Source organism: Parashewanella tropica (assembly GCF_004358445.1).
In the GTDB taxonomy this organism is placed as follows: domain Bacteria; phylum Pseudomonadota; class Gammaproteobacteria; order Enterobacterales; family Shewanellaceae; genus Parashewanella; species Parashewanella tropica.
Map to the genome: position 1 here is coordinate 2,889,150 of NZ_CP037951.1, position 18,385 is coordinate 2,907,534.

Below are 18,385 nucleotides of genomic sequence, written 5' to 3' on the forward strand. Positions count from 1 at the left end.
GAGTTGCAACGATGTAGTGGCGAAGTTATGGCTTTATTTATAACATAGTTAATTGGTACGAATGGTATATCATCTAACATTGCGTAAAGTAATGAATAATTTGGTTGGAGCTTCCTCTAAAACGTAAACTCGGATCGGCTAAAAGCTGTTCAAATTTACCATCCACCATAACATCGACAAGGTCAATAATTTGCTGTTGCTCTTGTGATAGCTCATCTTTGGTATAACCAGACCATAGCCAAATATCCTTATCAGGGCATTCAGACTTTACTCGTTTAACCAAAGCTAAGACCCCTTGGTGATTGGCTGGATGTAGTGGATCCCCGCCAGATAGACTAAGACCTCGGCGCTTAATACGAGTATCATTTAAGTCATCAATTATCTTTTGCTCCATTGCCTCATCAAAAAGATAACCAGAATTTGGGTTCCATGTACTTTGGTTATAACAACCTCGACATTGGTGAATACAACCAGAAACAAATAATGTTGCACGCGTGCCCGGCCCGTTGACCACATCAACGGGGTAATATTGAGAATAATTCATTATAAATGCTTAATTCGACGTTTAACTTCTTCTTGCTTACCTGAGTTAAACGGGCGTGCATCTGGGCTTCCTAAGTAACCGCACACTCGTCGAGTTACAGATACTCGGCTTGGATCATGGTTACCACATTTAGGGCAAGTAAAGCCTTTACTGGTGCATTCAAACTCGCCTAAAAAACCACACTCATAACATTCATCAATTGGAGTATTGGTTCCATAGTATGGGACTCGGCTGTAGCTGTAATCCCAGACGTTTTCTAACGCTTCCACATTGTGCTGCATATTTGGGTATTCGCCATAGCAAATAAAGCCCCCGTTGGCGACTTCTGGATATGGCTGTTCAAAATCAATTTTATCGTATGGATTTACTTTCTTTTCAACATCTAAGTGAAAACTATTGGTGTAATATCCCTTATCAGTGACACCTTTTATTAAACCAAATTCTTTAGCATCAATATGATGAAAACGACTGCATAAGTTTTCGCTCGGAGTACTGTATAAACTAAAGCCATAACCTGTTTCTTGTTTCCAAGCATCGGTTGCAGCTTTAAGATGTTTAACAATATTCAACGCCTTTTCACGAAGAAAACTACTGTCATAAACGTGGATATCATCACCATAAATCGCATTAATGGTTTCATGAAGACCAATATAACCTAGGGAAATTGACGCTCGACCATCCTTAAATATTGTGGTAATTTCATCCTCAGCCTGTAATCTCACACCACAAGCACCTTCCATGTATAAGATTGGCGCAACTTTGGCTTTCACGCCTTTAAGGCGATCAATACGCGTATCTAACGCAAGACGGGCAAGCTTTAAACGCTGATCGAGTAATTGATAAAAAGCTTGCTCATCACCTTTGGCTTCAATCGCAATTCTGGGAAGGTTGAGACTGACAACACCTAAATTATTTCGTCCTTCATGTAACTGCTTACCGTCTTCATGGTATTCGCTTAGAAAACTTCTACACCCCATAGGCGTTTTGAATGAACCAGTAACTTTAACCACTTGATCGTAATTTAAAATATCTGGGTACATACGAGCTGCAGCGCACTGAAGCGCTTGTTGCTTGATATCGTAATTTACATCGCCTTGTTTATGATTTACGCCATCTTTGATTGCAAAGACTAATTTTGGGAATACTGCTGTTTTCCGATTCTTACCTAACCCAGCAATTCGAACGGCCAAAATAGACTCTTGAATAAGCCGTGATTCCCAACGAGTACCTAAGCCAAAACCAAAAGTAACAAAGGGAGTTTGACCATTTGCCGTATGTAGGGTGTTAACCTCATACTCAAGTGACTGAAAGGCATCATGACATTCTTTTACGGTTTGTTCTTTGGCATAAGCCTCAACATCGGCGATATTCCATTCCCTGCCTATGGCTAAATGCTTATCGAAGCTTTTTTTCACAAACGGAGCCAAGACTTCATCAATTCTGTTAATGGTCGTTCCGCCATAAATATGGCTAGCAACTTGTGCAATGATTTGTGCAGTAACCGCTGTTGCTGTTGAAATTGATTTTGGCGTTTCAATTTCGGCGTTACCCATTTTAAAGCCATTAGTGAGCATCCCTTCTAGATCAATAAGCATACAATTAAACATTGGAAAAAAAGGTGCATAGTCTAAGTCGTGATAATGAAGCTCACCTCTTTCATGAGCCCGTACAACCGCTTTTGGTAACATATGCTTTTTGGCATAATTCTTAGCGACAATCCCTGCCAATAGGTCTCTTTGCGTTGGAATAACTTTGGCATCTTTATTGGCATTTTCGTTTAATAAATCCGCATTGCTTTGCTCAACCAGACCTCTGATTTCCTTGTTAAGGGTACTGCTCACTTCACGAGCAACATCACGATCATGGCGATATTCAATATAATGTCTAGCCATCCCTTTATACGGCCCAGACATGAGTTCATTTTCAACAGTATCTTGTAATTGCTGAATGGCAACTTCTTGCTGACCTACAAACAACTTATGAATTCGTTCTGCAACCAATTGGGCATACTTTTGATCAGATATTCCAGCGGCCTCTGCTGCTGCATTTACCGCTAAAAAAATACGTTTAGGGTCAAATACTGTTTTGATCCCATCTCGTTTTATCACAAATGGCATGCCACTCTCCAATTAACAATGATTGTCACTCCACAGTGTCAACAACACACTATGTAGTATTAAATATAGACTTAAGCACTATATAGTGTGCATTAAGCAATATTAAAATTGAAATAGCTATGATCTGGATCACTTTTGTTGGCTGCAAAAAAGCGGGCTGATCATTTCTGCTGACCAGCCCGCTAAAATAGAATGTCAATCTTGTAATTTATTTTTTTCTAGCCTAGGTCCTCAACTATTTTTAAGCATTGCTCTTTTAACAATTTCAATTGTTTTTCAGATAAATTGACTCTCTCAAGTAAGGTTTTTTTGAGCTCTAGCGCTTCAGAGCGTATAGCATTACCTTGCTCTGTCAGCACCAATACTTTTTTTCTTTCATCCGCTTGGTTTTTTTCTTTCGTCAATAGCGACTTCCCTTCTAAACGCTTCACTATGGGAGTTAATGTACCTAGATCCAGCATAGTTGCGTTAGAGAGTTCAGTTAAACTTATCCCATCTTCACACCATAACGACTGCATGACCAAGTACTGAGGAAAAGTCAGTTGGTATTGTTCTAACAAAGGTCGGTAGGCTCGAATAATCGCATTGTTTGCAGAATAAACAGCAAAGCACACGTTATCACTTAATTGTTGTTTTTGATTCATGGCTTCACCTTTTAAATATAGTTTGCGCACAAAGCAATTGTTTTTAAATTTCCTCAAGTGTATAGTTTATCACAATTAGTTAGCGCGCAAAGTATTTACCCGTCAATAATGAATTATAGGTAAACGTTATGATTACACAAAATATCCTTCTCCATTCTCGCCCTGAAGGTTTGCCTTCTGCTGAAAACTTTAAATTGGTTGATGTAACTCTTCCCCAACTGCAGCAAGGTGAAGTTCTAGTAGAAAATTTATGGATGTCGGTCGACCCCTATATGAGAGGAAGAATGATCGACCGTAAGAGTTACATTGCTCCATTCCAAATTGGTGATGTACTTGAAGGCGGGGCAATAGGTAAGGTTGTTGAATCAAAAAATGATGATTTTAAAGTTGGCACTCTTGTAAATCATATGATGGGCTGGCGAAAGCATTTTGTATCAACAGCTGAACAGCTTACCGCTTTACCACAAACGCCATTTGATCCTTCATATTTTCTTGGTGTGATGGGAATGCCAGGAATGACAGCGTGGACGGGATTAAATCGCATTGCCAATTTAAAAGCTGGTGAAACTTTATTTGTATCTGCTGCATCTGGTGCGGTAGGTAGTGTAGCTTGTCAGTTAGGCAAACAAATGGGAGCAAAAGTTATTGGCTCTGTTGGTAGTGATGAAAAAGCTGAGGCTCTTTTAGCGCTTGGCGTTGATAAGGTGATCAACTATAAGACTACTGACGACTTAAATACAGCTCTGGCACAAGCCGCACCGGAAGGTATTGATGTGTATTTTGAAAATGTCGGTGGTGACCACTTAGAAGCTGCACTCAACAATATGAAAGATTATGGACGCATTGCGGTATGCGGTATGATCTCCCAATACAATGATACTAGGCCAACTCCTGGCCCTGTTAATCTGGCTCAAATCATCATTAAAAAACTGCGTATTGAAGGCTTTATTGTGTTTGACCATTGGGAACACTACGGCGAATTTACTCAGCAAATGGGTCAATGGTTAGCCAAAGGCGATATTAAAGTTGAGCAAACTATTTTTGAAGGCCTTGAGAATGCCCCTGATGCATTTATTGGATTATTTGAAGGAAAAAACAAAGGTAAAATGCTGGTAAAACTTTAATGTTGTTTTGAATACATTTGGCGGCATAGTTCGCCGCCAAATTCCCATTAAATCAAAGACTTTTATTGTTCAACAGTCCAAATCGTCCATTTATAGGCTGTAGAAGTATCTTCTACAGTGGGCTCAGCCACTACTCTACGATTACGAGCATGGGCATAAGAATCATCACCGTCAGCGATTGGCCGTTCAAAACTGTAACCTACGGCATTTAGTCTATCCGATGGAATTTGATATTCTTCAGCAAGCACTTTCGTTACAGCTTCAGCACGCTTTTGTGAAAGCTCTAGGTTGTGCTCATAGCTGCCTGTTTTGCTGGTATGCCCTTCAATAGTGACATTTAGGTCTGGGTACTTCCTTAAGAAAGCAGCAATTTCTTCTAATTGACTGAAATACTTAGGTGCCAAGTAAGCAGAATTGTTAGCAAACTTAATATTCAGCTCTTTTCGCTGTAAATGCTTACTTGTCGTGCCGCAGCCATAGTTGTCAACTTCGGCTCCCGTCTCGGTTTTCAAGCATTTTTCTCTGGCAATAACGACACCATCATTATCTTTATCGTTTAAATCATAATATTGAGCAGTTGAACCACTCATAGGCTTTATGTCTCTTGTCGCACATCCAGTTGTAACAAGGGCTATTAGTATCAAAATTAATGTTCTCATTTGTTTTCCTCCATGAAAATATGAGTTTTTACTTACCTTGCCACTCAGGTGGGCGAGTAACTCTTAATGAATCTAATAATCGTCCTGTGGAATTAAGCACCCTATACTTGGCAACAACCTCATCTAGCTCTGCTCGTAAGTAAGCCTTTCTTGATTCAAATAATTCGTTTTCTGTATCAAGTAAGTCCAATAGTGTTCTTTGACCAAGACGAAACTGCTGAACATACGCCTTTTGGGTTTCTTTTGCAGCTTCCACATGTTGTCTTATATATTGCTTTTGAGGCGTAAGTAAATCCAACGCATTCCAAGAAAGGTTCACTCCTTCTACAACCTCTCGATGAGCTCTTTCTCTTACTTCTTTAGCTTCACTGATCCGGTATGCGCTTTCATTTTCCTTGGCTAAATCTTTACCACCTGCATATAAGTTATAGCGTAACTTCAGCATCGCAGAATAGTTATTGGTATGCCCCCCAACATCCGTTTGGAATGGAGGCTTATTGGTTACCCCATCTTCACCATTGGTATCATTATTAGCCGTTCCATTAAGCTCTAGAGTAATTTTTGGGTAATAACCAGATTTGGCAGTACTTTGAGCTGATTTCGCCGCATTAATATCACTATTTGCAGCTTTCAACGTTGGGTGATTTTCGTTCGCTAATAATAAGGTTTCAGCTAAATTTTTTGGTAGCATATCAGCGTCTGGTACTGGAGCAACTATGTCTTTTGGCTGCTGAGATACTACTCTAAAAAACTGAGATTGAGCATCTAATAAATTATTCTTAGCTGCCACGACATTGGCATTGGCACGTGCAAGGCGACCAGTAATTTGAGATAAATCTGCCGTAGAACCTAACCCAGAACTGGTTTTTTGCTTAATTTGATCAAAAATATCTTGATGAGTCGTTAGGTTTTTTTCTGCAAGCGTCAGTATTTCTTGAGCATGAAGAACACCTATGTAAACTTTAACGACATCCAGTGCGACATCTTCAGCCTTTGAAAACAAACTCCACTGAGCGGCACTTGCTTCAAAATCGGTTCTTTCAGACTCGCTGCTAGTATAAAAGCCATCAAAAACTAGCTGCCTGATACTGATCCCAAGCTCACCACGATTCAACCTTTCTGTTCTGTCATCGATCTTAGCCCCTAAAGAGCTATCACGTCTTGTTGAGGGTGAATCCGTATACTCGATGCCATACCCAGCAGTTAAGTCAACGCTTGGAAGGTACCCTGACCAAGCTTGGTTATGGATTTCTTGGTTTGCTTTGAATCGATTATACGAAATCCGTACTTCTGGATTAGTATCCAAGGCATGAGCAACAGCTTGCTCTAATGACTGTGCATTTGATAGTGAGGGTAGCGCCCATAACCCAATTGCTGCTAAAGCAATGGGTGTGAGTTGCCTAATTCCTTTTAGGTCCATTTTCATCTCTCCGTGTGTTTTATCGAGCGCAGCTAGCGCAGTTTATTTATTTGTTAAGGTAATAGTTCACCGCGAATATCTTGATCATCATAATATTGATATGGTGTATCTACTGCATTACTCTGCCCATCATTGTTCGCTTCAGACTCGTATACGCTCATTGCCAAGTTATGAGACAAGCCATCCACATCACTTACAGTGCCGATGGCATCAATATCCTCTCCCAACAGAATCGACTGCTGTTCAAAGCCCTTGTATGCGCTGAAATCGCTTGAATCTTCAGAATACGCATCATTGATTACAGCTTCTTGATTTGTCATTGCATCAAAAATATCATCAGGACTTAAAACCTCTAGCTGATCTGGAGTTGAGTTAATGACATTACTATCATTTTGATTGACTATGTTTAAATCAATGATTAACTGAGATTCAGCAGTATCACCATCTGCATCTTTTACGGTATACGTAAAGGTTTCAGTTTGATTATCAGGGATATTATCTGCACTTGCCGTTAGTGTATAAGTGTATTGTCCATCCTCAGCAATGACTAACTCACCATACTTACCAACAATGGTTATTTCCCCACCATTTATCGCTTGCTGGTTATCTTCAAACGCAATCGCAACAAGTTCAAATCCTTGATCTGCACCGCTGACACTGGTTTCAATAATATTGCCAGTTATGTTTGGAGGAGTATATTGATCCCCTTCGACAATTCTAATTGCCAATTCATAACTGGTTTCAGCATTTTCAGGGGTTTTAATTACTGGATTTACAACCGCATTTCCTTTCTCATCATAACTGACAAAACCCACAACTTGAATGGAATACTTGTTCCCTTCATATTCGAAGGTAACAGTCGACTTACCAACAGTAATAATATCGTCAGGCGCGCCTCCATTATTTGGAGTTTCATTATGGTCAAACTCAATTTTCATCTCTACCGGTGTAGTGTCACCATTTGAATCCGTAAGAGTAAATGAAAGTTTTAGCAGAGCTTCTGAGATAGAACTGCCTGATTGAATTATTTTGTTGTAGTGAGTAAACGTACCCAAGATAATGTTTTGGTTTAAAGGTAAGGCATTATTTAAACCAGAATCATTATCTTTAAAGCCATACCCAGATTGCTCTCCATATGTGCTCCCCCACCTGATTTGATCTTTAGCTAAGTCATTATCATCACCATCATATCTTCGAACCGTACTGTTATAACCATCTAAATGAGCCCATTCAGCTTCAATATTACTTGAGGTAAAAGTTTCAACAGAAATATCCAATGTTTGAGTATGATTACTTGCTGAAACACCATCATCTTCAACGGTTACAGTAAGATCTGTGGAAGCTAACTTATTACCATCATTGTCTTTTATATTGACAGCTAAATTGAAATCAATGCCTTCAATTGTCGCTTCAGGATGATCAATACCTCGCAGGATATTCAAATCATAATCCCAAACATTACTGTCGGATTGTTGAGTTAAAATCACTTCGACCACAGGCGTCGAAATAGTTAAACCATCATCCCCAGTAGTGTTAATAGCACCAGTTAATGTATTAGTGTTCTTATTCCACAACCAGAATATTGGCTTTCCACCAGAGGTCAATCCATCTGGGCCATCTAGGCTTATGGTGTATGGTGTTCCATCAGGGTTATTTATTTCAATCGTACCTTCATCAAAGGCTTGGTTTGTGGTGTCATCCTGCCCATCATTATCAGGAACACCAAGCCCTGCGATTCCCTCTTCAGATACTAAAACCCCGCTGGCAGTAACTGTCACTTGATCAGGCTCTGGAGTAACAGTCAGGCTTAAAGTAGAAGTATCCTCAACATCTTTACTGTCTGTAAGTAGATAGGTGATAACCGGAACCGGACCAAAGTAATCTTTAGCGGGTTTAAAGCTGTACTGACCGCTGGTGTTCAGGCTGAACACCCCAACATCTTTGAGGATTATCACCGCATCCGATGGCGTGTAAGTATTCGTGTCGCCTGCTATGGTGAAGCTCTTCACGGTTACTGGGCCATTGGCACTAATGCCATCGATGACATTGCCCATGATAGGGTCACTGTCTTCAGCGAGGCTTCGGGTTTCATTGTCATCGGTGTAACCACTAATGAGTGGATTCACGGTAATGTGGCCTGTACTTCGATCTCCATCACCATCAATGATGGTCACAAGGAAGTCCAAATCACCATCGTCAGGCGCTTGGATATGATGATATTGTAATAAATTCCAACTACCTGTATTAGGCGTGAAAACAAATTTAAACATCACAGTGTTATCTTCTGTTATGGCTGTAATAACCTTGCCATTATGAACCAACACAATGTTTTGACCATCAAGTGTTTTCAAACCAGACTCAGTAGCTGGCTGTAGGATCAAACTGCCTTCTCCATCAGCTCCCCACTGAACATTCAGCTTTCCTTTTGCTGTGCCTATGGGCTGATTTTCCTCTCCAACAAACTCTATACTCTTAATGGCAAAATCGCTGTTTTCACCTATTGGATGACCGTTATCTGTTGCTCTTATTACTACTTTGTCAAAACCACCAGGTATCGCATTAAAGTTTGCAGCAAAGTCACTACTACCAGGAACATTGCTAAATGATCTTGTCGCAACTTCATTTCCATTCAAATAGAAGACGACCTCTCCCTTTTCCAGTTCACTACCAAATAGCAAACTAAATTCAATGTTCATTTCAAAGGCGATGGTTCCAGGATTCAATTGGATAACAACTTCTTCTGAAGCGGTCTTTCCTCCACCAAAATCTCTGAACTCTATTTCTCGGTTTAGAGGCAGGTAAGGAGAGCCGTTACTGATCACACTTAACCCTGTATCACCTTGACGTAAATCAGCAGCAACTAAATTTGAGTTGCTTGATGAGGTAAAGCCATTACCGGTAATAACAAAATCTGCAAAAATCAATCTATCACTTGTTATAGCGCTTGATTTCGTTAGATCGAACTCTCCCACTACCTCACGAACTCCGCTCGCAATGACATTGACAGCCTCTTCAGTCACATCCTCCGCGCGGTCGTCCTCAAAGGCCACGAAGAAGTTACCGGTATCGACATTGTTTTCACTGTCGGTCACGGTGACACTAAACAGCTTAGATATTGCATCTTCTTTGTAGGGATCACCATGATCGATGGCTTGAAGTAAGGTGACATCGTAGGTCCAAGTCCCCCCTGTGGTGTCAGCTGGGGCATTGAGCTTGATGGTCATCACTTGGTTACTGTCTGGGTTATTGCCCGTGTACCCTATCAAGGTTTGACTGTCCACATCCCACTGCCATTTGATATCAAGCCCGCCTGATTTCAGCCCAGCTGGACCACCTAATTCTACGGTTAAGTTGTCCTTGTCAACGTTCCTTAGAACGATTTCACCGCTGTCGGTGGCACTGTTGGTGGTGTCGGGGACGCCTTCGGTGTCGGGTAAGCCATTGACTAAGCCTTCGTCGGAAACGTAAGCGCCTGTTGTCCAGATAAACACCGAGTCACTTTCAGGGGTGACGGTGATGTCTAAGGTTGTTGAAGCGCCGGTACTCACAAAGTAAGTGATGGTCGGGACTTGGCCGTTCCAGTTCGGGACGGGGTCAAAACGATAATCACCATTCGTGTCGATAGTGATGCTGCCTATCGGTAAGCCAATGGTGCTGCCTGCACTGTAGCTTTTGCCATTGATTTCAAAACGAACCACCGTCAGCGTATCGTCCACATCACTGTCGTTGGTAAGTACATTACCGATGGCCGGATGGTCTTCAGCCACTGATTTGACATCAGCAGTGAGTTGACTGGGGTCGTCAACGGGGGTGACGGTCAGTGTTAAGGTGGAGCTGTCTTCAACGCCTTTGCTGTCCGTCAGTAGATAGGTGATAACCGGAACCGGACCAAAGTAATCTTTAGCGGGTTTAAAGCTGTACTGACCGCTGGTGTTCAGGCTGAACACCCCAATGTCTTTGAGGATTATCACCGCATCCGATGCCGTGTAAGTATTCGTGTCGCCTGCTATGGTGAAGCTCTTCACGGTTACTGGGCCATTGGCACTAATGCCATCGATGACATTGCCCGTGATAGGGTCACTGTCTTCGGCAAGGCTTCGAGTTTCATTGTCATCGGTGTAACCACTGATGAGTGGATTCACGGTAATGTGAGCGGTACTTCGATCTCCATCGCCATCAAGGATAGTCACCAGGAAGTCTAAGTCACCATCGGCGGGCGCTTGGATAGGATGGAACTGCTTGAACGTCCAACTGCCCGTTTGGGTCAGCTCGAACTTAAAGATTTCGGTGCCATCTTCTGCTTTACCGGTAATGACATTGCCCGAGAGATAGAACAGGATATTCTGCCCATCAAGGGTTTTTACTCCTTTTTCTGTGGTGGGCTGTAAAATGAGACGACCTTGACCGTCCCCACCCCATTGAACATTCAGCTCGCTGGCGGCAAGACCTATGGGTTCACCGGGTAAGGCGTTAACTTCTAAAACGTCCACGGATGGAGCGGTGATGTCCGCCGCGCGGTCGTCCTCAAAGGCCACGAAGAAGTTACCGGTATCGACATTGTTTTCACTGTCGGTCACGGTGACACTAAACAGCTTAGATATTGCATCTTCTTTGTAGGGATCACCATGATCGATGGCTTGAAGTAAGGTGACATCGTAGGTCCAAGTCCCCCCTGTGGTGTCAGCTGGGGCATTGAGCTTGATGGTCATCACTTGGTTACTGTCTGGGTTATTACCCGTGTACCCTATCAAGGTTTGACTGTCCACATCCCACTGCCATTTGATATCAAGCCCGCCTGATTTCAGCCCAGCTGGACCACCTAATTCTACGGTTAAGTTGTCCTTGTCAACGTTCCTTAGAACGATTTCACCGCTGTCGGTGGCACTGTTGGTGGTGTCGGGGACGCCTTCGGTGTCGGGTAAGCCATTGACTAAGCCTTCGTCGGAAACGTAAGCGCCTGTTGTCCAGATAAACACCGAGTCACTTTCAGGGGTGACGGTGATGTCTAAGGTTGTTGAAGCGCCGGTACTCACAAAGTAAGTGATGGTCGGGACTTGGCCGTTCCAGTTCGGGACGGGGTCAAAACGGTAATCACCATTCGTGTCGATGGTGATGCTGCCTATCGGTAAGCCAATGGTGCTGCCCGCGCTGTAGCTTTTGCCATTGATTTCAAAACGAACCACCGTCAGCGTATCGTCCACATCACTGTCGTTAGTGAGTACATTACCGATGGCCGGATGGTCTTCAGCCACTGATTTGACATCAGCAGTGAGTTGACTGGGGTCGTCAACGGGAGTGACGGTGATGTTAAGAGCTGCTTGAGCTGAGTTAGTGTCACTGTGAGTATTAAGCGTATACGTCACCGTTGGTACTGTGCCATTCCAGTTTTTCGCTGGCACAAAGGTGTAAGTACCATCACTGTTTAGGGTGAACGAACCTTCGGATAAAGACACTGTGGTTCCGGCCGTATAGCTGATATCGCCTATCTTGAAGCTCACAACACTTAGGTCATCATCTACATCTGAGTCATTATCAAGTACATTACCTGTAGCCGTGGTATCTTCATCAATGACGTTAACATCATCTTTTGCAATCGTTGGATCATCGACCGGGTCGACAGTGATATTGAGATCCGCTTTTGCTGGATTAGTGCCACTGTGAGTATTAAGCGTATACGTCACCGTTGGTACTGTGCCATTCCAGTCTTTCGCTGGCACAAAGGTGTAAGTACCATCACTGTTTAGGGTGAAAGCGCCTTCGGCTAAAGCAACAGTTGTCCCTGCTGTATAAGTGCTATCACCTATTTTGAAGCTCACGACACTTAGGTCGTCATCTACATCTGAGTCATTATCAAGTACATTACCTGTAGCCGTGGTATCTTCATCAATGACGTTAACATCATCTTTTGCAATCGTTGGATCATCGACAGGGTCGACGGTAATATTGAGATCCGCTTGCGCAGAGTTAGTGTCACTGTGAGTATTAAGCGTATACGTCACCGTTGGTACTGTGCCATTCCAGTCTTTCGCTGGCACAAAGGTGTAAGTACCATCACTGTTTAGGGTGAACGAACCTTCGGATAAAGACACTGTGGTTCCGGCCGTATAGCTGATATCGCCTATCTTGAAGCTCACAACACTTAGGTCATCATCTACATCTGAGTCATTATCAAGTACATTACCTGTAGCCGTGGTATCTTCATCAATGACGTTAACATCATCTTTTGCAATAGTTGGATCATCGACCGGGTCGACAGTGATATTGAGATCCGCTTTTGCTGGATTAGTGCCACTGTGAGTATTAAGCGTATACGTCACCGTTGGTACTGTGCCATTCCAGTCTTTCGCTGGCACAAAGGTGTAAGTACCATCACTGTTTAGGGTGAAAGCGCCTTCGGCTAAAGCAACAGTTGTCCCTGCTGTATAAGTGCTATCACCTATCTTGAAGCTCACGACACTTAGGTAATCATCTACATCCGAATCGTTGTCGAGGACATTACCCGTAGCCGTGGTATCTTCATCAATGACGTTAACATCATCTTTTGCAATCGTTGGATCATCGTCTGGGTTAACGGTGATATTAAGGGTCGCTTGTGCTGGGTTAGTGTCACTGTGAGTATTAAGCGTATACGTCACCGTTGGTACTGTGCCATTCCAGTCTTTCGCTGGCACAAAGGTGTAAGTACCATCACTGTTTAGGGTGAAAGCGCCTTCGGCTAAAGCAACAGTTGTCCCTGCTGTATAAGTGCTATCACCTATTTTGAAGCTCACGACACTTAGGTCGTCATCTACATCTGAGTCATTATCAAGTACATTACCTGTAGCCGTGGTATCTTCATCAATGACGTTAACATCATCTTTTGCAATAGTTGGATCATCGACCGGGTCGACAGTGATATTGAGATCCGCTTTTGCTGGATTAGTGCCACTGTGAGTATTAAGCGTATACGTCACCGTCGGTACTGTGCCATTCCAGTCTTTCGCTGGCACAAAGGTGTAAGTACCATCACTGTTTAGGGTGAAAGCGCCTTCGGCTAAAGCAACAGTTGTCCCTGCTGTATAAGTGCTATCACCTATTTTGAAGCTCACGACACTTAGGTCGTCATCTACATCTGAGTCATTATCAAGTACATTACCTGTAGCCGTGGTATCTTCATCAATGACGTTAACATCATCTTTTGCAATCGTTGGATCATCGACAGGGTCGACGGTAATATTGAGATCCGCTTGCGCAGAGTTAGTGTCACTGTGAGTATTAAGCGTATACGTCACCGTTGGTACTGTGCCATTCCAGTCTTTCGCTGGCACAAAGGTGTAAGTACCATCACTGTTTAGGGTGAACGAACCTTCGGATAAAGACACTGTGGTTCCGGCCGTATAGCTGATATCGCCTATCTTGAAGCTCACAACACTTAGGTCATCATCTACATCTGAGTCATTATCAAGTACATTACCTGTAGCCGTGGTATCTTCATCAATGACGTTAACATCATCTTTTGCAATAGTTGGATCATCGACCGGGTCGACAGTGATATTGAGATCCGCTTTTGCTGGATTAGTGTCACTGTGAGTATTAAGCGTATACGTCACCGTTGGTACTGTGCCATTCCAGTCTTTCGCTGGCACAAAGGTGTAAGTACCATCACTGTTTAGGGTGAAAGCGCCTTCGGCTAAAGCAACATTTGTCCCTGCTGTATAAGTGCTATCACCTATTTTGAAGCTCACGACACTTAGGTCGTCATCTACATCTGAGTCATTATCAAGTACATTACCTGTAGCCGTGGTATCTTCATCAATGACGTTAACATCGTCTTTTGCAATAGTTGGATCATCGACCGGGTCGACAGTGATATTGAGATCCGCTTTTGCTGGATTAGTGCCACTGTGAGTATTAAGCGTATACGTCACCGTCGGTACTGTGCCATTCCAGTCTTTCGCTGGCACAAAGGTGTAAGTACCATCACTGTTTAGGGTGAAAGCGCCTTCGGCTAAAGCAACATTTGTCCCTGCTGTATAAGTGCTATCACCTATTTTGAAGCTCACGACACTTAGGTCGTCATCTACATCTGAGTCATTATCAAGTACATTACCTGTAGCCGTGGTATCTTCATCAATGACGTTAACATCATCTTTTGCAATCGTTGGATCATCGACAGGGTCGACGGTAATATTGAGATCCGCTTGCGCAGAGTTAGTGTCACTGTGAGTATTAAGCGTATACGTCACCGTTGGTACTGTGCCATTCCAGTCTTTCGCTGGCACAAAGGTGTAAGTACCATCACTGTTTAGGGTGAACGAACCTTCGGATAAAGACACTGTGGTTCCGGCCGTATAGCTGATATCGCCTATCTTGAAGCTCACAACACTTAGGTCATCATCTACATCTGAGTCATTATCAAGTACATTACCTGTAGCCGTGGTATCTTCATCAATGACGTTAACATCATCTTTTGCAATAGTTGGATCATCGACCGGGTCGACAGTGATATTGAGATCCGCTTTTGCTGGATTAGTGTCACTGTGAGTATTAAGCGTATACGTCACCGTTGGTACTGTGCCATTCCAGTCTTTCGCTGGCACAAAGGTGTAAGTACCATCACTGTTTAGGGTGAAAGCGCCTTCGGCTAAAGCAACAGTTGTCCCTGCTGTATAAGTGCTATCACCTATTTTGAAGCTCACGACACTTAGGCCATTATCTACATCCGAATCGTTGTCGAGGACATTACCTGTAGCAGTGGTGTCTTCATTTACCACGTTTAAATCGTCTTCGGTCTTTGTGGGATCATCAACTGGCGTGACATTAATCGTAACATTGGCTTCAGCTGTATCACCATCAACATCTCTAGCCACATAGTTGAAACTAACTTCGCCATTGTAGTTTTCGTTTGGCTCAAAAGTGATAATGCCGTCGGTGCTAATCACCACTTGGCCATTGGGAACTGTGATGGTTTGTACGTTACCCGTTAACGCTTCTCCATTAATGGATTGTATTGCTAAGCCACCATCAGGCGCATCATCATTGGCAAGTAAATTTAGTGCTATAGAATTGTCTTCAGTAACTGAATAACTATCAGGTTTTGCATCTACATCATCATTAACAGGCGTCACAACTATCGCAAGTGTCGCTGATGCACCAGTATTAGTCGTATAAGTGATTAACGGTAAGGCGCCATTCCAATTGGCAACTGGCTCGAAGCGGTAATCACCATTAGCATTGACAACCAAGGTTCCATTTTCAAGTTGAATAGTTTGCCCTGCATCAAATCTTTCGCCATTGATGAGTACGCTGGAGACAAAAAGAGTAGAGTCTGGGTCAACATCATTTTCTAACACATTCCCTACTGCAACTTCATCTTCAGCTATGGTATTGGAGTCATTGGCTAATATAGAATCAAATAGAACATTACCTTCACCTTGGTCACTTCTATTGATACTTCCAGCTATCAACGCCTGTGTGTCAAATCCTGCTTGCGCTATAGTTTCATCACCTACTCTATCTACAGCAATAAAATCAAAACCACCTTCTTGACGAGTTCCGCCTGCTGCGGTTTCAATTTCAAGTGAAGGATCACCACCAGCTAAAATAATGGCTTGAATATTTTCAATAGCATTGATATTTGTCACTGGAAGTAAATTATTGGTAACGACAGGAGAAATAGAATTATCGGCGTTTGACTGAACTTCGCCATTCTCAAATTTTATCGAAAAGAGTGCGCCATCAAAAACTATAATGCTTGCACCTTTGGGAATGAAGTCTCCTGCTTTAGCGCGATACTCTATATCGCCCAGTGAAACTCCAATATGACCATTAACAGAGTGAAACTTGCCAGATTGCAAGACGGTAAACAATTCCATGTTAGCCCCTAAACGCTCATCCTTGAGCGGAGATTTTGATTAATTTTTATACTGCCAAGCGACGAATATAAGCTTGACCATTTTTATAGTCAATAGTTTTTACAACAAATGATTAACATTCATCAAATGTTCATCAGTCTTATTTTTAAGCCCGATATCCCACATAAAATTTTTTTCTTCGGGTATAATGCCAAGCGATATTGATTCTGGAGTATTCTTTTGCAATTTACCGAGTTTTCCTTAGACCGTCGTATTCTTGAAACCATCAATCACATGGGCTTCACTAAAGCGACTCAAATACAACAGCAAGCTATTCCTGTGGCAATGGCTGGTCGAGATATAATGGCCTCATCAAAGACTGGCTCAGGTAAAACGCTGGCATTTTTGCTCCCTGCGATGCAAAGAGTCATATCAACAAAGGCTTTGACTAAACGAGATCCTAGAGTATTAGTTTTGCTACCGACCCGAGAACTTGCCCAACAAGTTTATAGTCAACTTCGATTATTAGTAGCTAATACTCGATATAAAGCTGTGAGTATACTTGGTGGGGAAAACTTCAATGACCAAGCTAAAGCACTTGCAAAAGATCCTCATTTTATTGTGGGTACTCCGGGACGAATTACAGACCATTTATTCCAAAAGAATTTGTATTTAAACGGCTTAGAGTTTTTAATTTTGGACGAAGCTGATCGAATGTTGGATTTGGGTTTTGCAGCACAGCTCAGAGCCATACACAAAGCCGCTGATCATCGTCGTCGCCAAACATTAATGTTCTCAGCGACCCTTGAACACGATGAAGTCAATGAAATTGCTGAAGAGCTGCTAAACAACCCAGAGCATCTTGTGGTTGATAGTGGTCATACAGAACATAAAGATATCACCCAAAAAGTATACTTATGTGACCATTTAGATCACAAAGAATCTTTACTGAATGCGATACTCAAACAAGACGAGCAAAAACAAATCATCATCTTTACGGCTACCAGAGATGATACTCAACGACTTGCAGACAAGCTAAATCAAGATGGTTTTAAATCCATTGCATTAAGTGGTGATTTAAACCAAAGTGCCCGTAACAAGATCATGGATCAATTCAGCCGTGGGCACTACCAAATACTGGTAACAACTGATGTCGCATCTCGTGGTTTAGACTTATTAAACGTCTCTTTAGTTGTAAACTTCGACATGCCAAAAATGACCGAAGAGTATGTCCATCGTATTGGTCGAACTGGACGAGCTGGTGCTAAAGGTGACGCAGTATCCCTTGTTGGCCCCAAAGATTGGGAAAGCTTTTTAAAAGTGCAGCGTTTCCTAAATAAAACCTTTGATTTTTCGAGCATAGAAGGGTTAGAAGGTAAATTTAAAGGCTTAAAACCCAAGCCGAAAGCCAAGGCTAAAACAGCAAAACCCTATACTAAACCGTCTGCAAAACGCAGGCCGCAAAACAAAAAAACCAAATCCGCTCCTAAAAGAGATAAGCGATTTGCGAATTCAATTGATATTGGTGACGCGCCAATGCGCCGTAAGCCGGCAGCTAGCTTACCAATTGACGAAGATTAATAATTAGGAAAAACAATGAGAATTTGTGGTGTAGAACTGACTGGTGGCGAAGCCATTTTATGCTTACTAAGTTATGAGGGTGATACCTTCACGGTACCAGAATGCCGTAAGCGTTCTTTTAGCATATCGAAATCGAGTGAAACGGATAATATTCGTGACTTCCATTTTGCCTTTAATAAACTAATGGAAGATTACAAAATCGATCGCATCGTAATTTTAGAGCGTCATCAAAAAGGCAAGTTCGCAGGAAGTGCCACCAGCTTTAAACTTGAAGCGGCAATTCAACTCCAAGATCTTCCTGTAGATTTAATTTCGATTCTTGACGTGAAAGAGCAGATTAAACGTAACCCACCTCATGTAGATTTTGATACCTTGGGATTGAAAAAATTCCAAAAAACGGCATTTGAAACGGTTTATGCGTTTCAAAACCGCTTGATCTATCAAAAATAATTTAGCTAATGCG

General features: G+C 42.4%; 9 protein-coding genes. 3 read left to right on the forward strand and 6 right to left on the reverse strand.

Translation table 11 applies throughout. The features are described 5' to 3' along the window. Positions 1–73: 73 nt before the first annotated feature. From nrdG to E2H97_RS12730, 3 genes are all read right to left on the reverse strand, one after another. Complete coding sequence (nrdG, locus tag E2H97_RS12720) at positions 74–544, reverse strand: anaerobic ribonucleoside-triphosphate reductase-activating protein (protein ID WP_133407481.1); 471 nt, start codon at positions 542–544, stop codon at positions 74–76. Next, on the reverse strand, positions 544–2,661 hold the full coding sequence (gene nrdD, locus E2H97_RS12725) for an anaerobic ribonucleoside-triphosphate reductase (protein ID WP_133407482.1): 2,118 nt from the start codon (positions 2,659–2,661) through the stop codon (positions 544–546). Before nrdD ends, nrdG begins: the two co-directional genes overlap by 1 nt. A 218-nt stretch (positions 2,662–2,879) precedes the next feature. Next, positions 2,880–3,305, reverse strand: a complete 426-nt coding sequence (locus tag E2H97_RS12730) for a MarR family winged helix-turn-helix transcriptional regulator (RefSeq protein WP_133407483.1) — start codon at positions 3,303–3,305, stop codon at positions 2,880–2,882. 128 nt (positions 3,306–3,433) lie between these two features. Here E2H97_RS12730 and E2H97_RS12735 point away from each other — a divergent pair, with 128 nt between their 5' ends. Beyond that, a complete protein-coding gene (locus tag E2H97_RS12735) occupies positions 3,434–4,429 on the forward strand; it encodes an NADP-dependent oxidoreductase (protein WP_133407484.1) in 996 nt (331 codons plus the stop codon). 62 nt (positions 4,430–4,491) lie between these two features. On the opposite strand, the gene E2H97_RS12740 is transcribed toward E2H97_RS12735, so the two are convergent. From E2H97_RS12740 to E2H97_RS12750, 3 genes are read right to left on the reverse strand one after another with little or no spacing between them, the layout of a single operon-like run. Continuing rightward, positions 4,492–5,088 (reverse strand): OmpA family protein, encoded by a 597-nt coding sequence (locus E2H97_RS12740; protein WP_133407485.1) that lies wholly within the window; start codon positions 5,086–5,088, stop codon positions 4,492–4,494. A 28-nt stretch (positions 5,089–5,116) separates the two neighbouring features. After that, positions 5,117–6,514, reverse strand: a complete 1,398-nt coding sequence (locus tag E2H97_RS12745; protein WP_218938217.1) for a TolC family outer membrane protein — start codon at positions 6,512–6,514, stop codon at positions 5,117–5,119. 47 nt (positions 6,515–6,561) lie between these two features. Beyond that, positions 6,562–16,362, reverse strand: a complete 9,801-nt coding sequence (locus tag E2H97_RS12750) for an Ig-like domain-containing protein (RefSeq protein ID WP_133407487.1) — start codon at positions 16,360–16,362, stop codon at positions 6,562–6,564. 219 nt (positions 16,363–16,581) lie between these two features. Here E2H97_RS12750 and E2H97_RS12755 point away from each other — a divergent pair, with 219 nt between their 5' ends. Continuing rightward, on the forward strand, positions 16,582–17,922 hold the full coding sequence (locus E2H97_RS12755; RefSeq protein ID WP_133407488.1) for a DEAD/DEAH box helicase: 1,341 nt from the start codon (positions 16,582–16,584) through the stop codon (positions 17,920–17,922). 15 nt (positions 17,923–17,937) lie between these two features. After that, the gene (locus E2H97_RS12760) at positions 17,938–18,372 is read left to right on the forward strand and encodes a DUF3010 family protein (protein WP_133407489.1); all 435 of its coding nucleotides are present in this window, start codon (positions 17,938–17,940) and stop codon (positions 18,370–18,372) included. The last annotated feature ends 13 nt before the right edge of the window (positions 18,373–18,385 follow it).

Excerpts from the sequence above, each read along its gene's own strand:
- nrdG (WP_133407481.1), bottom strand. The coding sequence starts at position 544 with ATGAATTATTCTCAATATTACCCCGTTGATGTGGTCAACGGGCCGGGC.
- nrdD (WP_133407482.1), bottom strand. The coding sequence starts at position 2,661 with ATGCCATTTGTGATAAAACGAGATGGGATCAAAACAGTATTTGACCCT.
- E2H97_RS12730 (WP_133407483.1), bottom strand. The coding sequence starts at position 3,305 with ATGAATCAAAAACAACAATTAAGTGATAACGTGTGCTTTGCTGTTTAT.
- E2H97_RS12735 (WP_133407484.1), top strand. The coding sequence starts at position 3,434 with ATGATTACACAAAATATCCTTCTCCATTCTCGCCCTGAAGGTTTGCCT.
- E2H97_RS12740 (WP_133407485.1), bottom strand. The coding sequence starts at position 5,088 with ATGAGAACATTAATTTTGATACTAATAGCCCTTGTTACAACTGGATGT.
- E2H97_RS12745 (WP_218938217.1), bottom strand. The coding sequence starts at position 6,514 with ATGAAAATGGACCTAAAAGGAATTAGGCAACTCACACCCATTGCTTTA.
- E2H97_RS12750 (WP_133407487.1), bottom strand. The coding sequence starts at position 16,362 with ATGGAATTGTTTACCGTCTTGCAATCTGGCAAGTTTCACTCTGTTAAT.
- E2H97_RS12760 (WP_133407489.1), top strand. The coding sequence starts at position 17,938 with ATGAGAATTTGTGGTGTAGAACTGACTGGTGGCGAAGCCATTTTATGC.